General features: G+C 52.0%; 26 protein-coding genes. 12 read left to right on the top strand and 14 right to left on the bottom strand.

Annotated features, from left to right (window positions below):
- Positions 1-70: 70 nt before the first annotated feature.
- From mgtE to AC2IBB_RS26750, 11 genes are all read right to left on the bottom strand, one after another.
- Positions 71-1432, bottom strand: coding sequence for a magnesium transporter (gene mgtE / locus AC2IBB_RS26800; protein WP_486329759.1), 1362 nt, complete (start codon positions 1430-1432; stop codon positions 71-73).
- A 239-nt stretch (positions 1433-1671) separates the two neighbouring features.
- Positions 1672-1941 (bottom strand): HPr family phosphocarrier protein, encoded by a 270-nt coding sequence (locus AC2IBB_RS26795; protein ID WP_486329758.1) that lies wholly within the window; start codon positions 1939-1941, stop codon positions 1672-1674.
- Positions 1942-2035: 94 nt separating this feature from the next.
- Complete coding sequence (rapZ, locus tag AC2IBB_RS26790) at positions 2036-2896, bottom strand: RNase adapter RapZ (RefSeq protein ID WP_127968982.1); 861 nt, start codon at positions 2894-2896, stop codon at positions 2036-2038.
- Between the two features lie 26 nt (positions 2897-2922).
- Positions 2923-3387: a PTS IIA-like nitrogen regulatory protein PtsN gene (gene ptsN, locus AC2IBB_RS26785; RefSeq protein ID WP_305903514.1), complete on the bottom strand. Its 465-nt coding sequence runs from the start codon at positions 3385-3387 to the stop codon at positions 2923-2925.
- A 6-nt stretch (positions 3388-3393) separates the two neighbouring features.
- Positions 3394-3702, bottom strand: a complete 309-nt coding sequence (gene hpf / locus AC2IBB_RS26780; protein ID WP_011399058.1) for a ribosome hibernation-promoting factor, HPF/YfiA family — start codon at positions 3700-3702, stop codon at positions 3394-3396.
- 115 nt (positions 3703-3817) lie between these two features.
- A complete protein-coding gene (locus AC2IBB_RS26775; protein ID WP_486329757.1) occupies positions 3818-5314 on the bottom strand; it encodes an RNA polymerase factor sigma-54 in 1497 nt (498 codons plus the stop codon).
- A 122-nt stretch (positions 5315-5436) separates the two neighbouring features.
- Positions 5437-6162 (bottom strand): LPS export ABC transporter ATP-binding protein, encoded by a 726-nt coding sequence (gene lptB, locus AC2IBB_RS26770; protein WP_486329756.1) that lies wholly within the window; start codon positions 6160-6162, stop codon positions 5437-5439.
- Entirely contained in the window at positions 6159-6683 is a 525-nt protein-coding gene (lptA, locus tag AC2IBB_RS26765) for a lipopolysaccharide transport periplasmic protein LptA (RefSeq protein WP_486329755.1), read from the bottom strand. Before lptA ends, lptB begins: the two co-directional genes overlap by 4 nt.
- Entirely contained in the window at positions 6667-7245 is a 579-nt protein-coding gene (lptC, locus tag AC2IBB_RS26760) for an LPS export ABC transporter periplasmic protein LptC (protein WP_486329754.1), read from the bottom strand. The genes lptA and lptC overlap by 17 nt, the downstream gene beginning before the upstream one ends.
- Positions 7246-7249: 4 nt before the next feature.
- The gene (locus tag AC2IBB_RS26755) at positions 7250-7786 is read right to left on the bottom strand and encodes a KdsC family phosphatase (protein ID WP_486329753.1); all 537 of its coding nucleotides are present in this window, start codon (positions 7784-7786) and stop codon (positions 7250-7252) included.
- Positions 7786-8763 (bottom strand): KpsF/GutQ family sugar-phosphate isomerase, encoded by a 978-nt coding sequence (locus tag AC2IBB_RS26750; protein WP_486329752.1) that lies wholly within the window; start codon positions 8761-8763, stop codon positions 7786-7788. Before AC2IBB_RS26750 ends, AC2IBB_RS26755 begins: the two co-directional genes overlap by 1 nt.
- A 288-nt stretch (positions 8764-9051) precedes the next feature.
- Here AC2IBB_RS26750 and AC2IBB_RS26745 point away from each other — a divergent pair, with 288 nt between their 5' ends.
- The 10 genes from AC2IBB_RS26745 (at position 9052) to hisC (ending at position 16960) form a co-directional block, all read left to right on the top strand.
- A complete protein-coding gene (locus tag AC2IBB_RS26745) occupies positions 9052-9891 on the top strand; it encodes an ATP-binding cassette domain-containing protein (RefSeq protein WP_486329751.1) in 840 nt (279 codons plus the stop codon).
- Positions 9863-10642: a lipid asymmetry maintenance ABC transporter permease subunit MlaE gene (gene mlaE, locus AC2IBB_RS26740; protein WP_486329750.1), complete on the top strand. Its 780-nt coding sequence runs from the start codon at positions 9863-9865 to the stop codon at positions 10640-10642. The genes AC2IBB_RS26745 and mlaE overlap by 29 nt, the downstream gene beginning before the upstream one ends.
- Before the next feature lies 1 nt (position 10643).
- A complete protein-coding gene (gene mlaD, locus AC2IBB_RS26735; protein WP_486329749.1) occupies positions 10644-11093 on the top strand; it encodes an outer membrane lipid asymmetry maintenance protein MlaD in 450 nt (149 codons plus the stop codon).
- Between the two features lie 82 nt (positions 11094-11175).
- Positions 11176-11829, top strand: a complete 654-nt coding sequence (locus AC2IBB_RS26730; protein WP_486329748.1) for an MlaC/ttg2D family ABC transporter substrate-binding protein — start codon at positions 11176-11178, stop codon at positions 11827-11829.
- On the top strand, positions 11829-12161 hold the full coding sequence (locus AC2IBB_RS26725) for an STAS domain-containing protein (RefSeq protein WP_486329747.1): 333 nt from the start codon (positions 11829-11831) through the stop codon (positions 12159-12161). The genes AC2IBB_RS26730 and AC2IBB_RS26725 overlap by 1 nt, the downstream gene beginning before the upstream one ends.
- A 134-nt stretch (positions 12162-12295) precedes the next feature.
- The gene (locus AC2IBB_RS26720; RefSeq protein WP_011399046.1) at positions 12296-12538 is read left to right on the top strand and encodes a BolA family protein; all 243 of its coding nucleotides are present in this window, start codon (positions 12296-12298) and stop codon (positions 12536-12538) included.
- A 26-nt stretch (positions 12539-12564) separates the two neighbouring features.
- On the top strand, positions 12565-13827 hold the full coding sequence (murA, locus tag AC2IBB_RS26715; RefSeq protein ID WP_216735049.1) for a UDP-N-acetylglucosamine 1-carboxyvinyltransferase: 1263 nt from the start codon (positions 12565-12567) through the stop codon (positions 13825-13827).
- Positions 13828-13856: 29 nt separating this feature from the next.
- Positions 13857-14492 carry an ATP phosphoribosyltransferase gene (gene hisG, locus AC2IBB_RS26710; protein ID WP_279503142.1) on the top strand — a complete coding sequence of 212 codons (636 nt, stop codon included), beginning with the start codon at positions 13857-13859 and terminating at the stop codon, positions 14490-14492.
- 76 nt (positions 14493-14568) lie between these two features.
- The gene (gene hisD, locus AC2IBB_RS26705; protein ID WP_486329746.1) at positions 14569-15864 is read left to right on the top strand and encodes a histidinol dehydrogenase; all 1296 of its coding nucleotides are present in this window, start codon (positions 14569-14571) and stop codon (positions 15862-15864) included.
- A gap of 4 nt (positions 15865-15868) precedes the next feature.
- The gene (hisC, locus tag AC2IBB_RS26700; RefSeq protein ID WP_486329745.1) at positions 15869-16960 is read left to right on the top strand and encodes a histidinol-phosphate transaminase; all 1092 of its coding nucleotides are present in this window, start codon (positions 15869-15871) and stop codon (positions 16958-16960) included.
- 7 nt (positions 16961-16967) lie between these two features.
- Here hisC and AC2IBB_RS26695 read toward each other — a convergent pair whose 3' ends face one another.
- The gene (locus tag AC2IBB_RS26695) at positions 16968-18056 is read right to left on the bottom strand and encodes a S1C family serine protease (protein ID WP_486329744.1); all 1089 of its coding nucleotides are present in this window, start codon (positions 18054-18056) and stop codon (positions 16968-16970) included.
- A 66-nt stretch (positions 18057-18122) separates the two neighbouring features.
- On the opposite strand from AC2IBB_RS26695, the gene AC2IBB_RS26690 reads away from it, so the two are divergent.
- Positions 18123-18884, top strand: coding sequence for a Nif3-like dinuclear metal center hexameric protein (locus AC2IBB_RS26690; protein ID WP_486329743.1), 762 nt, complete (start codon positions 18123-18125; stop codon positions 18882-18884).
- A gap of 28 nt (positions 18885-18912) precedes the next feature.
- Here the strand turns inward: AC2IBB_RS26690 and AC2IBB_RS26685 are convergent, their stop codons facing one another.
- A complete protein-coding gene (locus AC2IBB_RS26685; RefSeq protein ID WP_486329742.1) occupies positions 18913-19398 on the bottom strand; it encodes a Z-ring associated ZapG family protein in 486 nt (161 codons plus the stop codon).
- A gap of 264 nt (positions 19399-19662) precedes the next feature.
- Here AC2IBB_RS26685 and zapE point away from each other — a divergent pair, with 264 nt between their 5' ends.
- On the top strand, positions 19663-20775 hold the full coding sequence (zapE, locus tag AC2IBB_RS26680) for a cell division protein ZapE (RefSeq protein WP_486329741.1): 1113 nt from the start codon (positions 19663-19665) through the stop codon (positions 20773-20775).
- A 63-nt stretch (positions 20776-20838) separates the two neighbouring features.
- Here zapE and AC2IBB_RS26675 read toward each other — a convergent pair whose 3' ends face one another.
- Positions 20839-22020, bottom strand: a complete 1182-nt coding sequence (locus AC2IBB_RS26675; protein WP_486329740.1) for a thiolase family protein — start codon at positions 22018-22020, stop codon at positions 20839-20841.
- Positions 22021-22245 lie beyond the last annotated feature (225 nt).

The following is a 22245-nucleotide window of genomic DNA, read 5'->3' as shown; positions in this document are numbered from 1 at the left end:
TCGGAAACTAAAATAGTAACACAGCGCTTAAGTAAGATAAGAATAGTCAGGCATTCGCCATTGCGCATGGTCAGGCGTAGGCGATTGTAGCGAGCCCTAGAAATGACATGAATCCAACAACGTCTGTGACGGTGGTCAGAATGACGCCTCCAGCCAGGGCAGGGTCTATTTTCAGGGTCTTTAGTATCAGTGGTAAGGCGGTGCCGGCGATTGCCGCTACCGTCAGGTTAATCAACATCGCTGAGGCGATAAGGACGCCAATTGTGACGTCGTTGAACCAGACCATGGCGGCTGTCGCGACCACAAAAGCCCAGAGTACGCCATTAAACGCGCCTACCAGAAACTCACGGTTCATCAGCCAGCGAATGTTGTTTGAACCGACCTTGCCCGTCGCCATCCCTCTGATTACCAGCGTGAGCGCCTGGCTGCCTGCGATGCCGCCCATGCTGGCGACAATAGGCATCAATACGGCCAGAGCGACCACCTTTTCAATGGTCGCTTCAAAAATACCAATAACTGCTGAAGCGAGAAATGCGGTGATCAGGTTTATTCCCAGCCAGACCGCCCGGCTCTTGGCGGTTTTCATAATGGGGGCGAACATGTCTTCTTCTTCGTCCAGACCCGCCATGCTTAAGATTTCGTGATCGGCGTTTTCACGGATAACGTCAACCACGTCATCGATGGTGATACGGCCTACGAGTTTGCCTTTGTCATTGACGACAGGGGCCGAAACCAGGTCGTGGCGCTCGAATAGAGTTGCGACCTCTTTGTCGGAGACGGTCGCTGGGATCGGCTCCACGTCTGTCCGCATGATTTCGCGCACCGTCGAACTCAGACTGGACACCAGCAAAGTGGTCACAGGAAGTACGCCTATGAAATCGTCTTTTCGGTTTACCACCAGCAGGCTGTCGGTCATGTTGGGCAGGCTTTTGTGGCTGCGCAGATAGCGAAGCACAACATCGACGGTAATATCCGGACGCACGGTAATCATGTCCGTGTTCATCAGGCCGCCGGCGGAATCCTCAGGATAGGCCAGGACTTCTTCCAGACGCTGACGGTCCTGGGCGTCCATGGTCTCCAGAACTTCCTGGATGACCGCTTCCGGTAGCTGCTGCAGTAAGTCAGCGAGGTCATCGACCTCGAAATCCTCGGCGATCTCAATAACATCCTGTGCGTTCATTTCGCTCAGGAAGTCAGAACGGATTTCGTCGCTCAGATATTGCAGGACTTCGCCGTCCAGCTCGTCATCGACTAACTGCCAGAGTAACTTCCGCTCGTTGGGCGGTGATGACTCCAGTAAGTGAGCAATGTCGCTGGGGGAAAGGCCGCCGTTCAGTATGCGCGCGACCTGCTGTAAAGATCCGCTTTCGAGCGCTTCCGCAATGGAGCGCATACGGACCTTGGCAGTGCTTTTTTCGGTCGCTTGAGGCATAGATTACATCCGCGTTTGGGGCGGCCCGCAACGGGCAGCGAAGAAATTGCCGGATTTAAATTACAGAGTCGGACTCTGCGCCGTTGTGGCGCCAGTATAAGCGAGCCCAATATAAAGTGTAAGTTAAGACGAAAATTAGTCTAAGGAAAATCAGGGAATTGTCTTACTTTATTCAAGCGGTTTGTATTGTTTGAGAGGTTTGATGAGATGGGGCGGGACGCCCCGAAAGCAGTGAGGGGTTATTCGCCTTCTCCGAAATAATCCTCGATCAGAGTCTTGATGGCGTTAAGCGCCTCTTCTTCGTCGGGGCCGTCTATTTTTAAAGTAAGAGGGGTTCCCTTGCTGGCGGCGAGCATCATGACCGCCATTATGCTTTTTCCGTCAACTTCCTGGCCTTCTTTGGCTACTCTGATCTTACTGGCGAATCGGCCGCTGGTGGATACGAATTTGGCCGCCGCTCGGGCGTGCAGGCCAAGCTTATTAATAATAGTGACTTGTTCCTGGATCATGGGGCGCGATGAGCATAAAAGATTGAAGTTTCCTGAATGTTGGATTCAGGCCGGTTTAATTGTTAAGCGACTGTGGCTTCTTATTGTTAAAACCTTATTGCGCCAGCTCTTTGTGGCGCACTTGGACATTATCATATTTTTTCTTGAAATGCTCTCCCAGGCACTCGCAGATATAGACCGAGCGATGCTGCCCGCCAGTGCAGCCAATGCTGATGGTCATGTAGGTGCGGTTACTGTTCTGGAAGTGTGGAATCCAGGTCTCAAGAAAACTGATGATGTGTTGCAGCATCTGTTCCGGTTCCGGATGCTGTTTTAGGAACTCAATGATTTCCTGGTCGGTGCCTTTGTAGCCGCGCAGCGCTGTATCCCAGTAGGGGTTGGGGAGACAACGAACGTCGAACACCATATCTGAGTCTGAGGGCACGCCGTGTTTGAAGCCGAACGATTGGAAGAGTAGGGCGAGTTCCTGGGTCTTGTGCCCGATAACTCTGATTTTGACCTGATCCCGTAGTTGGTAAATCGAGAGATCGCTGGTGTCTATATAGAGATTCGCCAGTGTGGCGATTGGCTCCAGCAACTGCTTCTCTTTGGCGATGGCTTCCTTCAGGGACGTGCTTTTGCTGCTAAGCGGATGCTTGCGGCGCGTCGCATGAAAGCGTTTGATCAAGGTGGCGTCATTAGCGTCAAGATAGATGATTTCCACATCGATATTGTGCGCTTGCAGGGTGGCGTAAATGGACGGAAAATCTGATAAATCCCTATAAAGATTTCGTGCGTCTATGCTGACGGCGAGTTGCTGATTTTGGGTTTTTCCCTGGTCCAGCACCTCTTGGGTGAGAGGCGAGAGGAGACCGATAGGCAGGTTATCAATGCAGTAATAGCCCATATCCTCCAGGACATGGAGCGCCGTACTTTTTCCGGAGCCTGAACGACCGCTTACGATAATCAGCTTCATGTCTTCCTCTTTCCATCGAAGCTGGATTATTTTTCCAGCACCCTCCTGAACAGGGTTTCGTCGTTGTCGCAGTCGCGCAAATGTTCGCAGAAGCGACGATCATTGAATTTCTGGGCCAGCTGGCTCAGCAGGTCAAGGTGTTCGCTGGTGGCTTCCTGCGGAACGATCAGAACGAACAGCAGATCCACGGGTTCATTGTCGATCGCGTCAAAAGGAATTTTATCCTTCAGTGTAATCAGGGCTCCTATGATGCGATCACAATTTTCCAGGCGACAATGGGGTATCGCTATACCTTGGCCGATACCGGTGCTGCCGAGTCTTTCACGGCATATCAGGTTGGTAAAAATGGCGTTCTCGTCCAAAAATGGAAAATGCTGCGCAATCAGATTGGCGATATATTCAAGAACGCGCTTCTTACTCGAGCCCGACACCCCACAGCGTGTGAGGGCGGGCGAGATAATGGACTCAATAGTTAGTGTGGTTTGGGCCATGTTCTGTTATCTGGCGGATGCGCCATGCATCCGATCAACGTGCTTCTCTTTATGTTTGAGGATCTGGCGATCTAGTTTGTCCACCAGTGCGTCGATTGACGCGTACATATCTTCGTGTTCAGCATTGGCATGCAGGTCAGCGCCGCTAATGTGCATGGTTGCTTCCGCAATCTGGCGCTGTTTTTGAATGGAGAGCGTTACTTGGACATTACTGATGCTGTCGAAGTGTCGTTCGAGCTTGTCGAACTTGTTGTTAACGTAGTCCTTCAGTGCTTCAGTTAACTCGACTTGATGTCCGGTGATGTTCATTTGCATACTTTGCTCCTAATGCCAATATACGGTGCATTATGAATTTTGCACTTCCATGAAAAATACTAGCACATCCATTTTGTGACTATTTGATTTAAGTCTTATGCCTGTATTCCTCCTTTTAAATTAGACGCTTACGTTCGTTTGAAGGCGGAATGGAAAGCGCCTCCCGGTATTTTGCGATCGTACGTCGGGCGACATTGATGCCCTGGTCGCCAAGCAGCGCAGCAATCTTGCTGTCGCTCAATGGTTTTTTTGGTGACTCTGCTGCGACTAACTTCTTGATAATAGCTCTAATGGCGGTGGAAGAACACTCGCCGCCGGTGTCTGTGCTGACATGGCTGGAGAAAAAGTACTTCAACTCAAATACGCCGCGGGGAGTGTGCATGTATTTTTGCGTGGTCACCCGTGAAATTGTTGACTCATGCATCTCCACAGCCTCGGCTATATCGTGCAGCACCAGCGGCTTCATCGCTTCCTCGCCATACTCAAGAAACCCTTGTTGATGTTCGACTATTTGTGAGGCGACTTTCAATAGGGTTTCATTACGGCTTTGCAAGCTTTTGATAAACCAGCGCGCTTCCTGTAACTGATCGCGTAAATAAGTGTTATCGGAGCTGTTGTCCGCGCGTCTTACCAAGCCGGCATAGCCAGGGTTAATGCGGATTTTGGGGGCGATTTCCGGGTTGAGCTCCACCAGCCAGCGACCGTTGGCCTTCTTGACGATTACGTCAGGAACGACATATTCGGTATTGCTTTCCTGAATGCCTTCGCCTGGCCTTGGGTTCAGGCTCTGGATCAGTTTGAGAACCTCCCGCAGGTCGTCCTCCTTCAGGCGACTGCGGCGCATCAACTGTGCGTAGTCGCGATTGCCAAGCAAGTTGATGTAGTGGCTGACCACCAGTTTGGCCTGCCCCAGCCAGGGGGTGTCTTTGGGCAACTGATTCAGCTGGCTCAGCAGGCAGTCCTGCAGATTGCAGGTTGCGACGCCTGGCGGGTCGAATTGCTGAATGCGTTTTAGCACCGCACGCACTTCGTCCAGTTCTATCTCTTCTTCGCCTTCTGTCTGCAGGCCGCTGTGAATTTCGTCAGGCGTAAGGGAGAGATAACCGTCGGAGCTGACCGCATCAATGATCGCAACGGCGATCATACGGTCGATATCGGACATGGGGGTGAGATTCAGTTGCCAGAGAAGGTGGTCTTGCAGGGTCTCGCCCTTGCTGTTGCGGGACTCGAAGTCGTATTCGTCATCCTCGCCTCCGCTGTAGCTGCCTGAGCTGCTCTGAAACACGTCATCCCAGGCGGTGTCTACGGGCAGGTCGTTGGGGATTGAATCGGACCAGTTGTCCTCCTCGGCGAACCCTCCCTCTTCCATGCCCGACTCTTGCGTCCTCTCCTTGCTGGAGTTGTTGGCGAGCATGTCGCTGATCGTATCATTCTGAACGTGATTGGGAGACTCGTCCTCTTCTGACACTTCCAGCATAGGGTTGGACTCAAGCGCTTGTTGAATCTCCTGCTGCAAATCCAGTGTTGAAAGCTGCAAAAGTTTTATTGCTTGTTGCAGTTGCGGGGTCATGGTCAGTTGTTGACCCAGCTTTAACTGCAATGAAGTTTTCATAACCATCTGATGCTTACCACCGATTCAGGCACAGATCTTGTGAGTTTTTCATAATTATTAAGTGCTTTTATCCTAAGCTCTTGAGCCTTGAGGTCCATCCGGGATGGAGGCCGCCGGTTAAACTAAAGTTTGAACTGGTCACCCAGATAGACCTCCCTAACCTTTGGGTTGGCAAGAATATCACCTGGCGTGCCGCTTGCGATAATAAATCCTTCACTGACAATATAGGCGCGTTCACAAATATCCAAGGTCTCGCGCACATTATGGTCGGTAATTAAAACGCCGATGCCGCGTTTCTTAAGGTGCTCGATTATCTGCTTGATATCGTTGACGGAAATAGGGTCTACCCCGGCGAAAGGCTCATCCAGCAAGACAAACTTTGGTTCAGTGGCCAGTGCGCGGGCGATCTCGACGCGTCGGCGTTCGCCCCCGGACAGGCTCATGCCAAGGCTCTTGCGGATGTGGGTAATGTGAAACTCCTGCAACAGCTCTTCCATCTTTTGCTTGCGCTCCTTGCGGCTCAGATCGGCTCTGGTCTCAAGGATAGCGTATATGTTGTCTTCCACTGACAGCTTTCTGAAAACTGAGGCTTCCTGCGGCAGGTAGCCTATGCCCTTGCGCGCTCTGCCGTGCATGGGTAAAGCGGTGATCTCCGCGTCGTCAATGTATACGCCGCCTTTGTCGCTGGGGATCAATCCCACCACCATGTAGAAGCAGGTGGTCTTACCTGCGCCGTTAGGCCCGAGAAGTCCGACAATCTCGCCGCTGCGGATTTCGACGGACACGTCTTTTACTACTGACCGTTTCTTGTAGGCCTTGGCCAGATTTTTGGCGGTGAGGGTGCTCATTGTTTATTAGATTTGGGCGGATGGTAGATGATTTCAACCTGTTCGGCCTGATTGCCTGAGGTTGCTCCCTTCGCTGTCACCAGGCGTTTGTCAGTGAAATAGATGATTTCTTCTCCTTCCACGGAACTGTTGTCCTGCAGAATCCGCGCATGGTTGCGCATGATGACTTTACTCTGGCTGCGATCATAATCCATGCTTTCTGCGTAAGCGTGAGTTTCAGTTTGTTTTTCTGCGTCAAACTGCACAAGGTGGGCGGGCTTGCCGGTTGCTTGAAAACGACTGATGCCTTGATCGTCAGTGTAAAGGACGACTTTATCCGCTTCGATACTGGATTTGCCCTGAGTGATGACGACATTGCCGATATACGTGTCGATGCCTTTCTGACCGTCTCTCTCCCAGCGTCCAGCCTTGATGCGTACCGGTTCGTCACTACCGTTAAGAAGGTCCAGGGCGTAGCTCAGCGGGGCGAACACGATGCCCAGCAATAACGTCACTGTGAATAGTTTACTTGGGTTGCGCATAAACACCGATTACCTGAGAAAGTAAGACAATAAGCTTTTTATCAATATCCGCCTCCATTCCGACAGCGGTTAACTGATTGATATTTGAAGTTATCTTAACGGGTTGATCTGTACTGATAAAGCGTGACTTGTTGTTGTAGTCCAGTGCTTCCGTTTGCATGAGGATTGGCGCGCCATCATTGGAGGCTCCGTTGACCTTTACATCGCCGCGGAGTTTCAGAGTGTCCTGCTTGATGAGCAGCTCGCCTTCGAGGGACTCCACGCGCCAGCTTTTTTCTCCTTGTTGATATATCTCCAGATAGGGTTGGGTCAGTACGCCGGTATCCGTATCTGGATAATGCTTGGCCAGTTGGCTTTGCAGGCGGCTGGTGAGCGCGCCCTCTTTGTTGTAAGTGGTATAAACGGCATTAATGACGAAAGCGTCGGGCTCATCCTTCAGTAGAGGCTCTTCCTCGAAAAATGGGACAGCCCCGTCATCCTGGTAGGCGACCAGATAAATGACCAGGAACGCCGCCAAAGCGGCGTAGATCCATTTGCTATATTGTCGGAGCAGATCTGTCATGAGGTTATAGGTAGGCTTCCAATGAGGCGTGCAGCACACCTTTGGCGTCTAGTATCATATCGCACACTTCTCTCACTGCGCCTTTTCCTCCGTGCGCGGATGTGCAATAAGCCGCATGCTGGCGAACATACCAGTGACCATTGGGAACGGTGACGCCAAAGCCGCAGCTGCGAATGGCCGCCAAGTCGGGCAGGTCATCGCCGACGTATGCGCACTCACTGAGTTCCAGACCCAGCTTATTGCGAATTTCATTCAGACCGACAAGCTTGTCTTCTCTGCCTTGCAGTAATTCAAGGATGCCCAGGTCGCCAGCTCGTTTGGCGACCATGGCGGATTTGCGTCCTGTAATGATGGCGACAGTGACGCCCGCTTTTTGCAGGAGTTTGACGCCAAGGCCATCGAGTATTGAGAAGGGCTTGAATTGTTCCCCTGACTCTCCGAAGTAAAGGGCGCCGTCTGTCAGGACTCCATCCACGTCCAGCGCCAACAGCTTAATCGGCGTCAGTGCTTGCAATTGTTGTTCGGTCAATGAAGGCGACATTAAATGACTCCCGCGCGCAGCATGTCTTGAGTATTGAACGCGCCAATGACCCTTTTGTCTGCGTCAACAACAGGGAGGGCGTTGATTTTTTTCTCCTGCATCAGGCCAAGAGCTTCGGCGGCTAGCATATCTTTGGTCACAGAGCGGCAGTTGGCGGTCATTACTGTGTCTATGGTGCAGTTTCGTATATCAATATTCTTGTCCAATGTGCGGCGTAAATCTCCGTCAGTGAATACGCCTAATAGCTTGGAATTCTGGTCAACTACACAGGTCATTCCCAGTCCTTTTTGGGACATTTGTAATAAAGATTCGCTTAGAGATGCGTTTTCTTTGACGACAGGGATGGATTCGCCTGTGTGCATAATATCGGACACTTTTAAGAGTAGTCTGCGACCCAAGGCTCCGCCGGGATGAGAAAAAGCGAAATCCTCCGCTGTAAACCCGCGAGCTTCCAGAAGAGCAATAGCAATAGCGTCTCCTAGCACCAGGCATACTGTAGTGCTGGAAGTTGGGGCAAGGTTAAGCGGGCAGGCTTCGGTGGAGACGCTGGCGTCAATATTGGCTTCAGCAATTAGAGACAATGTAGAGTTCGGATTGCCTGTCATGCTGATCAGCGGCACACCCATACGTTTGAGAAGCGGTAGTATAGTGACAATTTCCGCTGTATTTCCTGAGTTGGAAATTGCTAAAACTACATCTTTAGGCGTCACCATACCCAGGTCGCCATGGCTGGCCTCGCCGGGGTGCAAAAAAAATGAAGGCGTTCCTGTCGATGCTAGAGTGGCGGCAATTTTATTTCCTATGTGGCCTGACTTTCCCATGCCTGTCACGACAACCCGGCCCTCACACTCAAGCATTAAATCACATGCTTTTATAAAGGCCTCATCTATGCGATTGCTTAACGCCTGAATCGCTTCAAGCTCCATTTCTATTGTGCGCTTAGCGGCTTTTATATACTCGTGATCGTGGTGGCTCATTAATGCAGCGTTCCAGAGTCTGTTTCTAGGGGTATCTGCTTGCAGCAGACAGGGTATGGTGTTGAGTCCAATGCTCTGCGGCGAGGCCAGCGTATTATACGACGCTCAAGGCCTGCTGCAACTTGCCGGGAAAGATGTGGGCAGTTAAAACATCTTCTGATATATTCCGCACCTGTTTAGGCTATTTTTGGCAAAACGCCAAAGCCGCCGTAAGGTTATGTTTTTAGGATACTTAATGCTTCCGGGAAGGGGGCGTTTACGCTGGCTGGGCGATTAAGGTGATTTCAGATGACGCAAAACCCCTCCAATTACGTGGAAGTCAGGGGGCTTACCTTCGCCAGAGGCGACAGGCTCATCTACGATAACGTAGACATCGATATACCCAAAGGCAAGGTCACCACCATCATGGGGCCCAGCGGTACGGGTAAGACCACGCTACTGAAATTAATCGGCGGCCAACTGAAGCCCGATAAGGGCGATATCTGGGTGAATGGGTTCAATGTGCCGAAGCTGAAGCGCAAGGAGCTATATGAGTTGCGCGAACGCATGGGGATGTTGTTTCAATCCGGTGCACTATTTTCTGATCTCAGCGTCTTTGAAAATGTCGCATTTCCTTTGCGCATCCACACACAACTACCCGAAGCAATGATTCGCGACCTGGTTTTAATGAAGCTTCATGCGGTAGGTCTGCGCGGCGCTCGTGATTTGATGCCTAGCGAATTATCTGGCGGCATGGCTCGTCGTGTGGCGTTGGCGCGCGCTATCGCCATGGACCCGGAAATGGTTCTGTATGATGAGCCATTTACTGGACAGGACCCCATCGCAATGGGCGTTATTGTCCAGCTTATCCGTTTGCTTAATGACGCCTTGGGGCTGACTAGCGTGGTCGTGTCCCATGATATTCAGGAATCATTGAGCATTACGGATCACTTGTGCATAGTCGCTGACGGCAAAGTGATGGGGCAGGGTAGCCCGCAGGAGCTGCGCTCCAATGGAAATGCTTTCGTCAAACAGTTCCTCAATGGCTTGCCGGATGGGCCGGTGCCCTTTCACTTTCCCGCAACAGACTATGCGGAGGATTTATTACGGGGAGACCAGGATGCTGGATTTTCTGCAAAGGCTTGGTAGGAATGGCCTGTTGTCGCTGGGCGCACTAGGCCGGGCGGGAATGTTTCTGGTGGGGGCGCTGGTGGGCGCGCCGCGTATGAAAGGCCTGCCGCTCTTGCTCAAACAGCTATATTCAGTTGGCGTCCTGTCGCTGGTGATTGTTGTAGTCAGTGGTTTGTTTATAGGCATGGTGCTCGGGCTTCAGGGCTACAATATCCTGGTGGATTATGGGTCGGAGCAGGCCATAGGTCAGATGATCGCCCTGACGCTGGTGCGTGAGCTGGGGCCGGTGGTTACTGCGTTATTATTTGCAGGGCGCGCTGGTTCGGCCTTGACGGCTGAAATTGGCTTGATGAAAGCGACTGAGCAACTATCCAGCCTGGAAATGATGGGAGTCGACCCTTTGCGGCAGATTATAGCGCCGCGGCTTCTGGCTGGTTTTATTGCTATGCCTATGCTGGCCATGATCTTTAGCGTGGTGGGCGTTTGGGGCGGTAAAATGGTGGGCGTGGAGTGGCTTGGCGTCTACGAAGGCTCTTTCTGGAGCAATATGCAGGCGTCAGTGGACTTTTCCGACGATATTCTCAACGGAATAATCAAGAGTATTGTTTTTGGCGTCGTATGTACCTGGATCGCCGTGTTTCAGGGGTATGATTCAGTTCCCACCTCTGAAGGCATTAGCTCTGCGACGACTAAAACGGTGGTTTACTCATCGCTGGCTGTCTTGGGGCTGGATTTTATTTTGACCGCCGTAATGTTTGGAGACTTTTAATATGCGGATTCGTACGCTGGAGATATCTGTAGGGGCTTTTATTGTCGCCGGCATTGGGGCGTTGTTCTTGTTGGCGCTTGAAGTGAGCGGATTGTCGTTGAGCCCAACGCAGGATACATACAAATTGTATGCGGAATTTACTGATGTAGGGGGGCTGAGAGTGCGGGGTAAAGTGTCCCTGTCAGGCGTGACTATCGGGCGCGTTAACGGCATCTCGTTAGACCCCAAGTCGTCCAAGGCGGTTGTTGAGATGGATATCGACTCGGATGTGAACTATTTGAGCGCAGACAGTGTCGCAGTTATTAGTACCGCAGGCCTTTTGGGCGAAAAGTATATTAACGTCTCCATTGGTGGGGACGAGGAAGCTCTGAAGGACGGCGACTTCTTTTACAGTACGCAAAGTGCGCTGAATCTGGAAAAGCTGATCAGCGACTTTGCAACCAGTAAGTAAGCGGCGGTTGGTTCTGTATTCAAAGTAAAGCTGTGTTTTTTGGGGTTTGAAAGTTATAAGGTTAAAAAGTTAGGCGAAGAATATGATGTTAGCGATGAAGAGTTTAAGGCGTTTGCTTGCAACGATGGCGTTGCTTGCTTTCGCTGTCATGGCGCAGGCCAATGCGCAGCAAGATGTTTTCAACGTGGTGCAAGACAGCACCAAAATGCTGGTTTCCAAACTGCAGTCTGAAAAGCAAACCTATTATGAGAACCCGCAAAAGTTCTACGGGGCGATGGAGGAAGCGCTGCAGAATCTTGTGGACTTTGATCGTATCGCTGCTCGTGTGATGGGGCGGTATCGCAGAGATGCTAGCGATGAGCTTAAAACGAAGTTTGTAGGCGTGTTCAAAAAGAGCTTGTTTGACGCTTATGGTAAAGCGTTGGTGGAAAGCGGTGAATTCAAAGTTAACGTATTGGCCGCAACCGTTAATCCAAGAGACGACGGGCGCGCAAGCGTGGATTTGGAAGTGATTTCCGCGTCTGGAAACAAGTATCCGGTAATCTATTCAATGTATAAAAATCGCGATAACCAATGGCTGCTTGAGAATGTCATTGTTAATGGCGTGAACATAGGTCTTGCATTCAAAGACCGCTTTGAGCAGCAAGTTAACGTGCATAAAGGCGATATCGCCAAGGTTGTAGATAGCTGGTCCAGTCGGATTGAAGAAGGTGAATTGACTGGCGAGGCGAAATAATGTCGGCGAGATTGACCTGCGCCAAGGATGCGCAATCCAGAGAGGTGGCGCTCAGTATTTCGGGGGCGGTTGATCTCTCTAATGTGGTTGGCTTGTTGGCCGAAGGCGAAAAGGCGGTGCAGGCCGCCGACGCGGCTTTACCGCTACGCATCGATGTCTCTCTTGTCGAAAATGCGCTAAGTGTGCTGATATCGCTGCTACTGCGTCTGGTTGCTGCGGCGGAAGCCAAAGGCTTGAAAGTCAGCGTTTCAGGTCTGTCTGGAAAGATGTTTGATATAGCGCGGGTCAGCGGTGTTGAGACTGTCCTGCCTTTGGCGGATGAGGCGGTCTAGCCCATAAATGCTCCACTGAAAAGCCATTTGCGGTAACCACTGCAAATTGTTTCCAATCGATAACTTGGGCCCGGCGCCGGCTTGGGTTAAAATGCTTCGTTTAGTTCAGCCAACGAATAACGAGGAGTGGGCGCATGCAACCCGAAGCATTGCAAGAAATTTTGCAAGAAAAGCTGTCCGACTGTGAGGTCCGAGTAGAGGGTGACGGCTATCATTATCAGGTTGTTGCCGTCGGTGAGCGTTTCGCCGGCCTTTCTCCCGTCAAAAAGCAGCAAACCGTGTACAGTTGTATCCATGATCTGATCGCAGATGGCACTGTGCATGCTGTTTCCATCAAAACATATACTCCCGATGAGTGGGCCGCCGCGAATAAATAATTCGTTTTCCAACCCAGGTAAGTTTAATGGACAAATTATTGATCGGCGGCAGCAAGCCGCTTAATGGGGATATTCGCATCTCCGGTGCGAAAAACTCCGCATTACCAATTCTTGCTGCAACATTATTGGCGGATGAGCCCGTCACTATCGGCAACCTGCCGCATCTTAACGACATCACCACCATGATTGAGCTGTTAGGCCGCATGGGCGTTGAGCTGATGATCGATGAAAAAATGTGCGTGGAAGTGCACGCTAATACTATCAAGCATCTGACTGCGCCTTATGAGCTGGTGAAGACTATGCGGGCCTCCATTCTGGTGCTGGGTCCGATGCTGGCCCACTTTGGCGAGGCGGAAGTTTCCTTGCCGGGCGGCTGCGCCATCGGCAGTAGGCCCGTCGATCTGCACATTCGCGGTTTGGAAGCCATGGGCGCTGATATTCTTGTCGAAGGCGGCTATATCAAAGCGAAAACCAATGGTCGTCTGAAAGGCGCGCATATCTATATGGATACCGTGACGGTGACCGGCACGGAGAACCTTCTGATGGCGGCGACGCTGGCTGATGGTAAAACGGTAATTGAAAACGCCGCTCGTGAGCCCGAGGTCATTGATCTTGCTGAGTGTCTGATTGCAATGGGCGCTGATATCCGCGGCCATGGCTCTTCAACGATTGAAATTAACGGTGTGCCGCGTCTGCATGGTTGCCGCTACAACGTACTGCCGGATCGAGTGGAGACAGGGACCTATTTGGTCGCCGCTGCAGCGACCCGCGGTCGGGTTAGAGTGAAAGACACGCGTGAAGACATTTTGGAAGCGGTCCTGTTGAAGCTGGACGAAGCGGGCGCGCATATCAGCACCGGTCCCGATTGGATTGAGCTGGATATGAAAGGCGCAAGGCCCAAAGCCGTGAGCCTGCGCACCGCGCCTTATCCCGCCTTCCCAACAGATATGCAGGCGCAGTTCGTCGCTATGAACACCGTGGCCGAAGGCACAGGAGCCATTGTTGAGACCGTATTTGAAAACCGCTTCATGCATGTGCAGGAACTGCGCCGCATGGGGGCGAAGATCAAGCTGGAAGGCAATACGGCTATTGTGGAAGGCGTGGAATCTCTGACTGGTGCGCCGGTTATGGCGACCGACTTACGCGCCTCCGCCAGTCTGGTTATCGCCGGATTGGTGGCGGAAGGGGATACCCTTGTAGACCGCATTTACCATATCGACCGTGGTTATGAGTGTATTGAAGAAAAGATGCAGCTGTTAGGCGCGAAGATACGTCGGCTGCCGGGTTGAAGTAATTCACCAATATCCGGAATCCTGTAATGAGTGCGATCATCACCATCGCCCTGTCCAAGGGGCGTATCCTGGACGACACATTGCCGCTGTTGGCGGCGGCCGGTATTGAGCCGGAAGACGATATCAAGAAAAGCCGCAAACTGATCTTCACCACCAACCAGCCCAACGTGCGGCTGGTGGTGTTGCGCGCCACAGATGTCCCAACCTACGTGCAGCATGGCGTGGCGGATTTGGGCGTGGCGGGTAAGGATGTGCTGATGGAGCACGGCTATGATGGCCTCTATGAGCCGTTAGATCTCAAAATCGCCACCTGTCGTTTGATGACGGCGGCGATGAAAGGCGCAACGCCTAAGTCGGGACGTATCAAAGTGGCGACCAAGTTCGTCAATATCGCCAAGCGCTATTACGCAGGCAAAGGTATCCAGGCCGACATCATTAAACTGTATGGCGGTATGGAGCTGGCGCCGTTGATGGGGCTGGCGGATGAAATTGTAGATATTGTCGATACAGGCAATACCCTTGTGGCCAATGGCTTGGAGCCGCGCGAGAAGATATGCGACATCAGCTCAAGACTGATCGCCAACAGCGCCTCGATGAAAATGAAACATGCCAGTTTGCAGCCAATACTCGATAAACTGGCGCAGGCTGTGGGCGCAGAGTGATTTGATGAGCTCTTGATTTGGCCAAGGGCGGTGTGGGCGAACACTAATGAAGTAGCGGATGAGGCGAACTGCAGATATGCGTGAATTAGATAGCAGTCAGGCGGATTTTAGGCCGCAGCTGGAAGCTTTGCTGGCTTTTCAGGAAGACGATAGCGCGGAAGTGAATCGCGTTGTGGAGAACGTGCTCAAAGATGTGCGCGCTCGTGGTGATGAAGCGGTTCTGGAATATACAAACCGCTTTGATCATATGCATGCAGCCGCAATGAGCGCTCTGGAAATTTCGCACCATCGCCTGCAACAGGCGCTCGCCTCCATTAGTCCTGAGCTGAGAAGCGCTTTGGAAAAAGCCGCCGAGCGTATTCGCCGTTACCATGAAAAGCAGGTGCAGCCATCCTGGACTTATGAAGAAGATGATGGAACTGTCCTGGGGCAGCAAGTTGTTCCGTTGGACCGGGTCGGTATTTATGTCCCAGGAGGCAAGGCTGCTTATCCCTCTTCTGTGCTCATGAACGCGATTCCTGCGAAAGTGGCGGGAGTAGGCTCCATTATCATGACTGTGCCGACGCCACGCGGCGAAGTGAATGAATTGGTGCTCGCGGCGGCGGCGGTAGCCGGCGTTGATAAGGTGTTTACTGTCGGTGGCGCGCAAGCCGTGGCGGCATTGGCCTATGGCACTGAGACGGTCCCCAAAGTCGATAAAATTGTCGGCCCCGGAAATATATACGTGGCTACAGCAAAACGAATGGTATTCGGAACCGTGGGCATCGATATGATCGCGGGTCCCTCAGAAATCTGCGTGGTGTGCGATGGGGGGACTGATCCTGACTGGATCGCCATGGATCTGTTTTCTCAGGCGGAACATGATCAGGACGCACAGGCGATTCTGATTTCTCCTGACGCCTCTTGTTTGGCGGCAGTGAACGCGTCGATCGATAAACTGCTGCCGGATATGGAGCGTAGTGAGATTATATCCGTCTCCTTAAAGGAGCGTGGCGCTTTCATTAAGGTCGCAGATCTTGATGAGGCGATAGAGGTGGTTAACCTTATTGCTCCGGAGCATTTGGAGTTGTCAGTCGCTGATCCTGATGCATTATTACCCGGAATCAGGCATGCCGGCGCCATATTTATGGGGCGTTATACGGCGGAAGCTTTGGGTGACTATTGCGCTGGTCCGAACCATGTGTTGCCGACTTCTGGCACTGCGCGCTTTTCCAGCCCTTTGGGTGTGTACGACTTTCAGAAGCGCTCGTCCTTGATCAATTTCTCCAGTCGCGGGGCCTCAAACGCCGGGCGTGTCGCTTCCGTGCTTGCGCGTGGCGAAGGGCTGACGGCGCACGCTCGCTCTGCTGAATACCGCATAGTGAAGGAGTAGGCCTATGTCCGTCAAAGACAGAATTGTCCAGTGGGTGCGTCCAGAAGTGCAGGCGCTTTCCGCGTATCATGTTGCGGATGCTTCAGGTCTGATTAAGTTAGACGCCATGGAGAATCCTTTCGACTTTCCGGCTGCGTTGAGAGCTGAATTGGGCGCGGATTTGCGCGACGCTGCAATCAATCGTTATCCAGATCCAGATGCTGAAGCGATAAGGGCTGCTTTGCGGGAACTGTATGATTTGCCTGCCTCCGCAGATATGTTGTTTGGGAACGGTTCAGACGAAATTATTCAGATTCTCGCTATGGCGGTAGCGGGGCCGGGACGGACAATACTTTCCGTTGAGCCAAGCTTCGTCATGTACAAGATGATTGCAACCTTTATTGGTGCGGAATATGTGGGCGTTCCACTGAATGACGACTTTCAGATAGACGCTCAGGCGACGCTGGAGGCGATCAAGCGTCACCAGCCTGCGCTGGTTTTTATTGCTCAACCCAACAACCCGACAGGCAATCTGTTTGATGATGAAACGTTACGCCGGATTGTCGCCGAAAGTCCTGGCCTCGTAGTCATTGATGAGGCCTACACGGCTTTTACCGATGCGGACTACATGGGATGGATTGGCGAATACGATAATGTTGTGGTAATGCGCACGTTCTCCAAGGTGGGGTTGGCCGGATTACGCTTCGGTATGTTGTTTGGCGCGCGCGAATGGATTGAGCAACTGAACAAGGTGCGCCTTCCATACAATATCAACTGTTTGACTCAAGGCGCGGTGCTAACCGCAATTCGTCATTTTCCTGAATTTGTGAAACAAACCGAGGCTTTGAGAGAACAGCGTAGCTGGTTAAGCGCTCAGCTTGACGCATTGAGTGGGGTAAAAGTCTTTCCGAGTCAGGCGAACTTTATTTTGGTGCATGTTGAGCAGTCGGCTAAATCTGTGTTCAGTGAGATGAAGAAGCAGGGCGTTTTGATTAAGCTGCTGGATGGCGGACACCCGAAGCTCTCCGGCTGCTTGCGACTGACTGTCGGAAGTCGCGAAGAAAATGAAGCTATGTTAAGAGCCTTGATAGAAGCCTTAGAAATAGCGAAAGGCTAATTTGGCGTTAGCCTCCTTCATTACCTGCGCGCTGTTGTAAGGTGGCGGTTAAATTAACAGTTTGACCGCGCCTGAACAGAGTCAGCCTGATTTGAGCGCCAGGCTTGTTGTGTGAAACAAAGTCTCTGGCCTGTTGTGATGTTCTCATCGGCATATCGTTGATCTTTAAGAGGACATCACCTGCTTCCAATCCTGCTTTACTGCCCGGACTGTCCGGCTGGACTCCTGTGATCAGTAAGCCATTGGTGTCGGTTAGACCAAAAAAGTCTGCTTCATGGCGCGCCAACTCGTGCATTTCTACCCCCAAGTAACCGCGGATGACTCGTCCATATTGGATCAGGTCCTGCGCAATCGCCATAGCGGACTGTGACGGGATGGCGAAGCTGATGCCTTGATAGCCGCCAGTGGTGGAGAATACGGCTGTGACGATGCCCACCAGTTCGCCTTTGGCGTTGATCAATGCCCCGCCGGAATTGCCTGGATTGATGGCGACATCCGTTTGAATGTAGTTTTCGTAAGTAGCCAATCCCAGGTTTGATCTACCCAGGCCGCTAATAATGCCTTGCGTTACGGCTTGTCCGACGCCGAACGGATTGCCAATGGCAAGTACGATATCACCTACTCGGGGTTGGGAGTGGCTGACCGGGATTGGCTGAAGCCCGTTCTGTTTGGGTTTTAGCACTGCAAGGTCTGCTTCACTGTCCAGCCCCACGATTTCAGCAGGGGTTTCCCGACCATCGGAGAGCATAATTTTGATCAGCTCCGTCGACTTGACCACATGGTAATTGGTCAGAATATGGCCTTGGTCGTCTATGATGACCCCTGATCCCAGTCTACTTAGTGTGGGTTCGGGGGGCGTGATGTTTTTGGAGTAGCTCGAGAATAAGGGGTTCTTCCAAATGGCGTCGGACAGGGCGGGATTGGGTTCCTCGCTATAGATGTTGACGACAGAAGGCAGCGTTTGAGCAACCGCATCGGCGAATGAAGTTATCACCAGCTGCGGCTGTGCGGTGGGGGGCTTCATCAGGAAAAGGTAAGCGCCTGCGGCTAATAAACCAATTGCCACGGCGATTCCATAGGCTGCTAACTGTCTCATTTTTCTCGTTCTTTGGCGACACTGGCGCGGAATGTTAACATAACTGCAACGACTGAGGAGTAGGCCATGACTGATATCTCGACAATAATGACACTGCTGAATAACTGGTTACAACCGGATCGGGTCAGGGACTACTGTCCTAATGGTTTGCAGGTGGAAGGGCGCAAAGACGTGCGTAAGATACTGTGCGGCGTCACCGCCAGCGAGCAATTGTTGGATGCAGCAATCGAGCAGGGCGCTGATACGATTTTGGCGCACCATGGCTATTTCTGGAAAGGCGAAAATGCGACGATCGTAGGGATGAAGCGTAGGCGTATCGCTAAGTTGTTGCAGCACGACATTAACTTGATTGCATACCACCTCCCGCTTGATATTCATCCTGAGTATGGCAACAACGCAGCGCTGGCTGCGCATTTGGGGTTGATGGTTGAGAGTCGAGTGAAAGCGGGGGATGTGGATGGGCTGCTATGGTGTGGCGCTTTGGCCCGCCCAATGCCAGTGAGTGAACTGTCTGAGCATCTTGCTAATCGGCTGCAGAGAGCGCCTTTGGTTATTAGTGAGGATCCGGGCAGGGTAGTCAGCTCTATCGCGTGGTGTACTGGGGGCGCGCAAGGCTTTATTGATCAGGCTGTAAGTCTGGGGGTTGACGTTTACTTAAGCGGCGAGATTTCAGAGCAGACTGTTCACAGCGCCCGAGAGCAGGGAATTGTCTATGTGGCGGCGGGACATCACGCTACAGAGCGATATGGCGTACAGGCTTTAGGCAAGGCGCTGGCGGAAAGCGTGGATGTGGAAGTTGGTTTCTTCGATGGCGATAACCCGGTGTGACCGGATTATCGCCAATTGAGGGCTGGCGCTAGTACTTCTCGCTCTCAGACGTCGCTTCCGGCGAATTATTGTGGGAGCGGCTTTCGAAGCCATAATCCTCAGACAGAGTACCTTTTTGTTTCGGGTCTGCTTTGGGGGCGTAATCCCGGGGCGGCTCAAAGACCGTATCTTCTGCTTTATTTTTGCCCTCTTTACGCTTTACTGATAGCGAAGGAGTGGCGGACGACACCAGCGATTTGAACTCGCTGTCGCTGCACAGGCGCTCGGCGCCGACAGCCAGATGATTGAATATGTCGCGATAATTGGCGTTGAGTTTGCCCAGCATTTCGGCTGTGCGGGAGAAGTGTTCGGCGACTTCAGCCTGATAGCGGGTGTGTTGATCTTGCAGATGATCAATCTGGCGTTCCAGGCGCCGGTTTTTAGCGGTTTCAGAGTGCAACAACTTGTGCAGCAGAACGCCCAGGCCTAAACCGACCAGAAAAGTTACCGCCGCTATAACAATGGTAGATCCCATAATTCTTTCAACACTTAAATTTGCAAGGAATTGTGAACCGGAGGAGTGAGCTAGTATACCGATAAAAGCGCTCCGATTTCCATTGCCGACAGGTAGCTTTTGGTCGCACTGGACGCTGGGGCTGACGCGGTGGGAGAAGGTGTCGGGAATAACCCTTACCCATGTGGTCAATATGTGGAGAAAAAGGCAAAATAAGCGCGCAATTTCGACCAACTATAATCGTTGGCGACTTGAAAATCATTTATCAGTGAGGCGAGTCAGGCAGTGACGACTCCTATTGAAAAGTATAGACAAGATCTTGAGCGTCAGGATTTCTCCTATGATCCCGCTCAGGAAATGGCGGTTGAAAAGCTGCAGGTGCTGTTTGAGCGGCTGACGGCGGCGGAAAGCAAGCGTCTCCAGGCCAGTCGTATTCAGCGTCTGGCTCGGAAGATCGGATTGACGAAAGCAGATACGACTCCCGAGAAAGGCCTTTATTTCTGGGGGGGCGTTGGGCGCGGCAAAACGTATCTGATGGATACTTTTTATGAATGCCTGCCCTTTAAGCGCAAGATGCGCGTGCACTTTCATCGCTTCATGCAAAGAGTGCATCAGGAGTTAAAGCAGCTTAAAGGAGAGAAGAACCCGCTGGAGATTGTCGCTGACCGTTTTAGCCAAGAAGCACAGGTAATCTGCTTCGACGAGTTTTTTGTCACTGATATTGGCGATGCGATGATTCTGGCTACTCTGCTCGAAGCGTTGTTTGAGCGTGGTGTTTCGTTAGTGTGCACTTCCAATATCGTACCTGACGGACTGTACAAAGACGGCCTCCAACGGCAGCGGTTCCTGCCGGCGATCGCATTATTAAACCAGCATACGGAAGTGGTGAATGTTGATGGCGGAACAGACTACCGTTTGCGGACGTTACAGCAGGCGGAACTCTATCATTATCCGTTGGATGAAGAGGCTCAGCTCAGCTTGACGCAAAGCTATGAGAGGCTGGCTGTGGAAGCGGGGGCGCATCAAACGGGCATTCTGATCAATGGTCGAAAACTGAATGCGATTCGCCGCGCAGACGATGTTATCTGGTTTGATTTCAAGGAGCTATGCGACGGCCCTCGCAGCCAGAACGATTACATTGAGCTGGCGCGAGAGTTTCATGCCGTACTCGTAAGCAATGTGCCGCTATTGGAAATGAATAAAGAGGATCAGGCGCGAAGATTCATTAATCTTGTTGATGAGTTTTATGATCGGCGCGTTAAGGTGATTATTTCCGCCGCCGCAGCGATTAACGAGATTTACCAGGGCGAGCGTCTCAGATTCGAGTTTGAGAGGACGGAGAGTCGCTTGCTGGAGATGCAATCTCAGGAGTATCTGGCGTCTCCACACAGGCCTTGATGCTTCAAGGATTTTGCAAGGGGCCGCATGCGGCCCCTTCCTACATCAAGCCAATGAAGCTTTCTAGATAAGTTCGATGGCGACCGCAGTTGCTTCGCCTCCGCCGATACAAAGCGCCGCCACGCCGCGTTTCTTGCCCAAGCGCTTCAAGGCATGCATAAGCGTAATTATGATTCGGGAGCCGGTTGAGCCTACAGGATGTCCTTGGGCGCAGGCGCCGCCGAATACATTGACTTTGTCTTCAGCCAAGCCCAATTCCTGAATCGCCAGCATGGTCACCATGGCGAAAGCTTCGTTGATCTCAAACAGATCAACTTCATCTTTGGACCAGCCGGCTTTCTGCAGTACCTTTTGAATAGCGCCGATAGGTGCGATGGTGAATTCAGACGGCGCTTGAGAGTGCGTGCTGTGCGCGACGATTCTAGCGAAAGGCTGCGAGCCGCGGCGGTCCGCCTCTGCTCGGCTCATCAGCACCATGGCGGAAGCGCCGTCAGAGATAGAGCTGGAATTGGCGGCAGTGATAGAGCCGTCTTTCTGGAAAGCAGGACGCAAGGTTGGAATTTTTTCCAAGTTAGCGGAGCCTGGTTGTTCGTCATGCTCTACCAGGCTGTCGCCTTTGCGTGTCGATACCGTGACTGGGACAATTTCGTCCTTCAATGCGCCATTTTCAATCGCTTCCTGAGCAAGCTTCAATGATCTGATGGCGAAATCATCCATGCGTTTACGAGTGATGCCGAATTTTCCGGCGACTTCTTCTGCGAAGGAGCCCATCAAACGACCTGTTTTGGCGTCTTCCAATCCATCGAGAAACATGTGGTCTTTTACTTCGCCATGGCCCATGCGATAGCCTGAGCGCGCCTTGGGCAGCAAGTAAGGGGCGTTGCTCATGCTTTCCATGCCGCCTGCAATCATGACTTCGTTGGTTTCGGCGACGATCAGGTCATGAGCGAGCATAGTGGCCTTCATGCCAGAGCCGCAAAGCTTGTTGATAGTGGTGGCGCCAGTAGAGTTGGGGATGCCTGCGTCAAGCATCGCCTGTCTTGCAGGGCCTTGTTTCAAACCTGCGGGAAGAACGCATCCCATTATGACTTCCTGTATGTCGTCAGGTTGCAGATTGGCGCGGGAGATCGCCTCTTTAATGGAGGCCGTCGCCAGATCTACGGCCGTCAATGAACTCAAGGAGCCTTGAAAGCCGCCCATTGGCGTTCTGGCTCCAGACACAATCACTACCTCTCTCGCATTCATGTTTTTCTCCTGTTTTTGGTGTGCTTCTTTTGTTATTTGCTGACGGCGAAACCGTCTGACCTTGATTTCATCATGTCTCGCTTACGATGCAAATGCAACGTGGCTGCACGGGATACTTTTTCGTTAGGGCGAGCGTATAAATAGATTGAATACAGAGTGAGTAATGAGACCTGTTTAGCAATTCTTATATAACGTGAATACCGTAAAAAACACCCATGTAAAACC

Source organism: Hahella sp. NS-SX17, assembly GCF_057367735.1.
This window is presented reverse-complemented; position numbering and strand designations above follow the sequence as displayed.

Bases quoted from the DNA above. Each gene is read 5' to 3' on its own strand.
- mgtE (WP_486329759.1), bottom strand. From the start codon at position 1,432: ATGCCTCAAGCGACCGAAAAAAGCACTGCCAAGGTCCGTATGCGCTCC.
- AC2IBB_RS26795 (WP_486329758.1), bottom strand. From the start codon at position 1,941: ATGATCCAGGAACAAGTCACTATTATTAATAAGCTTGGCCTGCACGCC.
- rapZ (WP_127968982.1), bottom strand. From the start codon at position 2,896: ATGAAGCTGATTATCGTAAGCGGTCGTTCAGGCTCCGGAAAAAGTACG.
- ptsN (WP_305903514.1), bottom strand. From the start codon at position 3,387: ATGGCCCAAACCACACTAACTATTGAGTCCATTATCTCGCCCGCCCTC.
- hpf (WP_011399058.1), bottom strand. From the start codon at position 3,702: ATGCAAATGAACATCACCGGACATCAAGTCGAGTTAACTGAAGCACTG.
- AC2IBB_RS26775 (WP_486329757.1), bottom strand. From the start codon at position 5,314: ATGAAAACTTCATTGCAGTTAAAGCTGGGTCAACAACTGACCATGACC.
- lptB (WP_486329756.1), bottom strand. From the start codon at position 6,162: ATGAGCACCCTCACCGCCAAAAATCTGGCCAAGGCCTACAAGAAACGG.
- lptA (WP_486329755.1), bottom strand. From the start codon at position 6,683: ATGCGCAACCCAAGTAAACTATTCACAGTGACGTTATTGCTGGGCATC.
- lptC (WP_486329754.1), bottom strand. From the start codon at position 7,245: ATGACAGATCTGCTCCGACAATATAGCAAATGGATCTACGCCGCTTTG.
- AC2IBB_RS26755 (WP_486329753.1), bottom strand. From the start codon at position 7,786: ATGTCGCCTTCATTGACCGAACAACAATTGCAAGCACTGACGCCGATT.
- AC2IBB_RS26750 (WP_486329752.1), bottom strand. From the start codon at position 8,763: ATGAGCCACCACGATCACGAGTATATAAAAGCCGCTAAGCGCACAATA.
- AC2IBB_RS26745 (WP_486329751.1), top strand. From the start codon at position 9,052: ATGACGCAAAACCCCTCCAATTACGTGGAAGTCAGGGGGCTTACCTTC.
- mlaE (WP_486329750.1), top strand. From the start codon at position 9,863: ATGCTGGATTTTCTGCAAAGGCTTGGTAGGAATGGCCTGTTGTCGCTG.
- mlaD (WP_486329749.1), top strand. From the start codon at position 10,644: ATGCGGATTCGTACGCTGGAGATATCTGTAGGGGCTTTTATTGTCGCC.
- AC2IBB_RS26730 (WP_486329748.1), top strand. From the start codon at position 11,176: ATGATGTTAGCGATGAAGAGTTTAAGGCGTTTGCTTGCAACGATGGCG.
- AC2IBB_RS26725 (WP_486329747.1), top strand. From the start codon at position 11,829: ATGTCGGCGAGATTGACCTGCGCCAAGGATGCGCAATCCAGAGAGGTG.
- AC2IBB_RS26720 (WP_011399046.1), top strand. From the start codon at position 12,296: ATGCAACCCGAAGCATTGCAAGAAATTTTGCAAGAAAAGCTGTCCGAC.
- murA (WP_216735049.1), top strand. From the start codon at position 12,565: ATGGACAAATTATTGATCGGCGGCAGCAAGCCGCTTAATGGGGATATT.
- hisG (WP_279503142.1), top strand. From the start codon at position 13,857: ATGAGTGCGATCATCACCATCGCCCTGTCCAAGGGGCGTATCCTGGAC.
- hisD (WP_486329746.1), top strand. From the start codon at position 14,569: ATGCGTGAATTAGATAGCAGTCAGGCGGATTTTAGGCCGCAGCTGGAA.
- hisC (WP_486329745.1), top strand. From the start codon at position 15,869: ATGTCCGTCAAAGACAGAATTGTCCAGTGGGTGCGTCCAGAAGTGCAG.
- AC2IBB_RS26695 (WP_486329744.1), bottom strand. From the start codon at position 18,056: ATGAGACAGTTAGCAGCCTATGGAATCGCCGTGGCAATTGGTTTATTA.
- AC2IBB_RS26690 (WP_486329743.1), top strand. From the start codon at position 18,123: ATGACTGATATCTCGACAATAATGACACTGCTGAATAACTGGTTACAA.
- AC2IBB_RS26685 (WP_486329742.1), bottom strand. From the start codon at position 19,398: ATGGGATCTACCATTGTTATAGCGGCGGTAACTTTTCTGGTCGGTTTA.
- AC2IBB_RS26675 (WP_486329740.1), bottom strand. From the start codon at position 22,020: ATGAATGCGAGAGAGGTAGTGATTGTGTCTGGAGCCAGAACGCCAATG.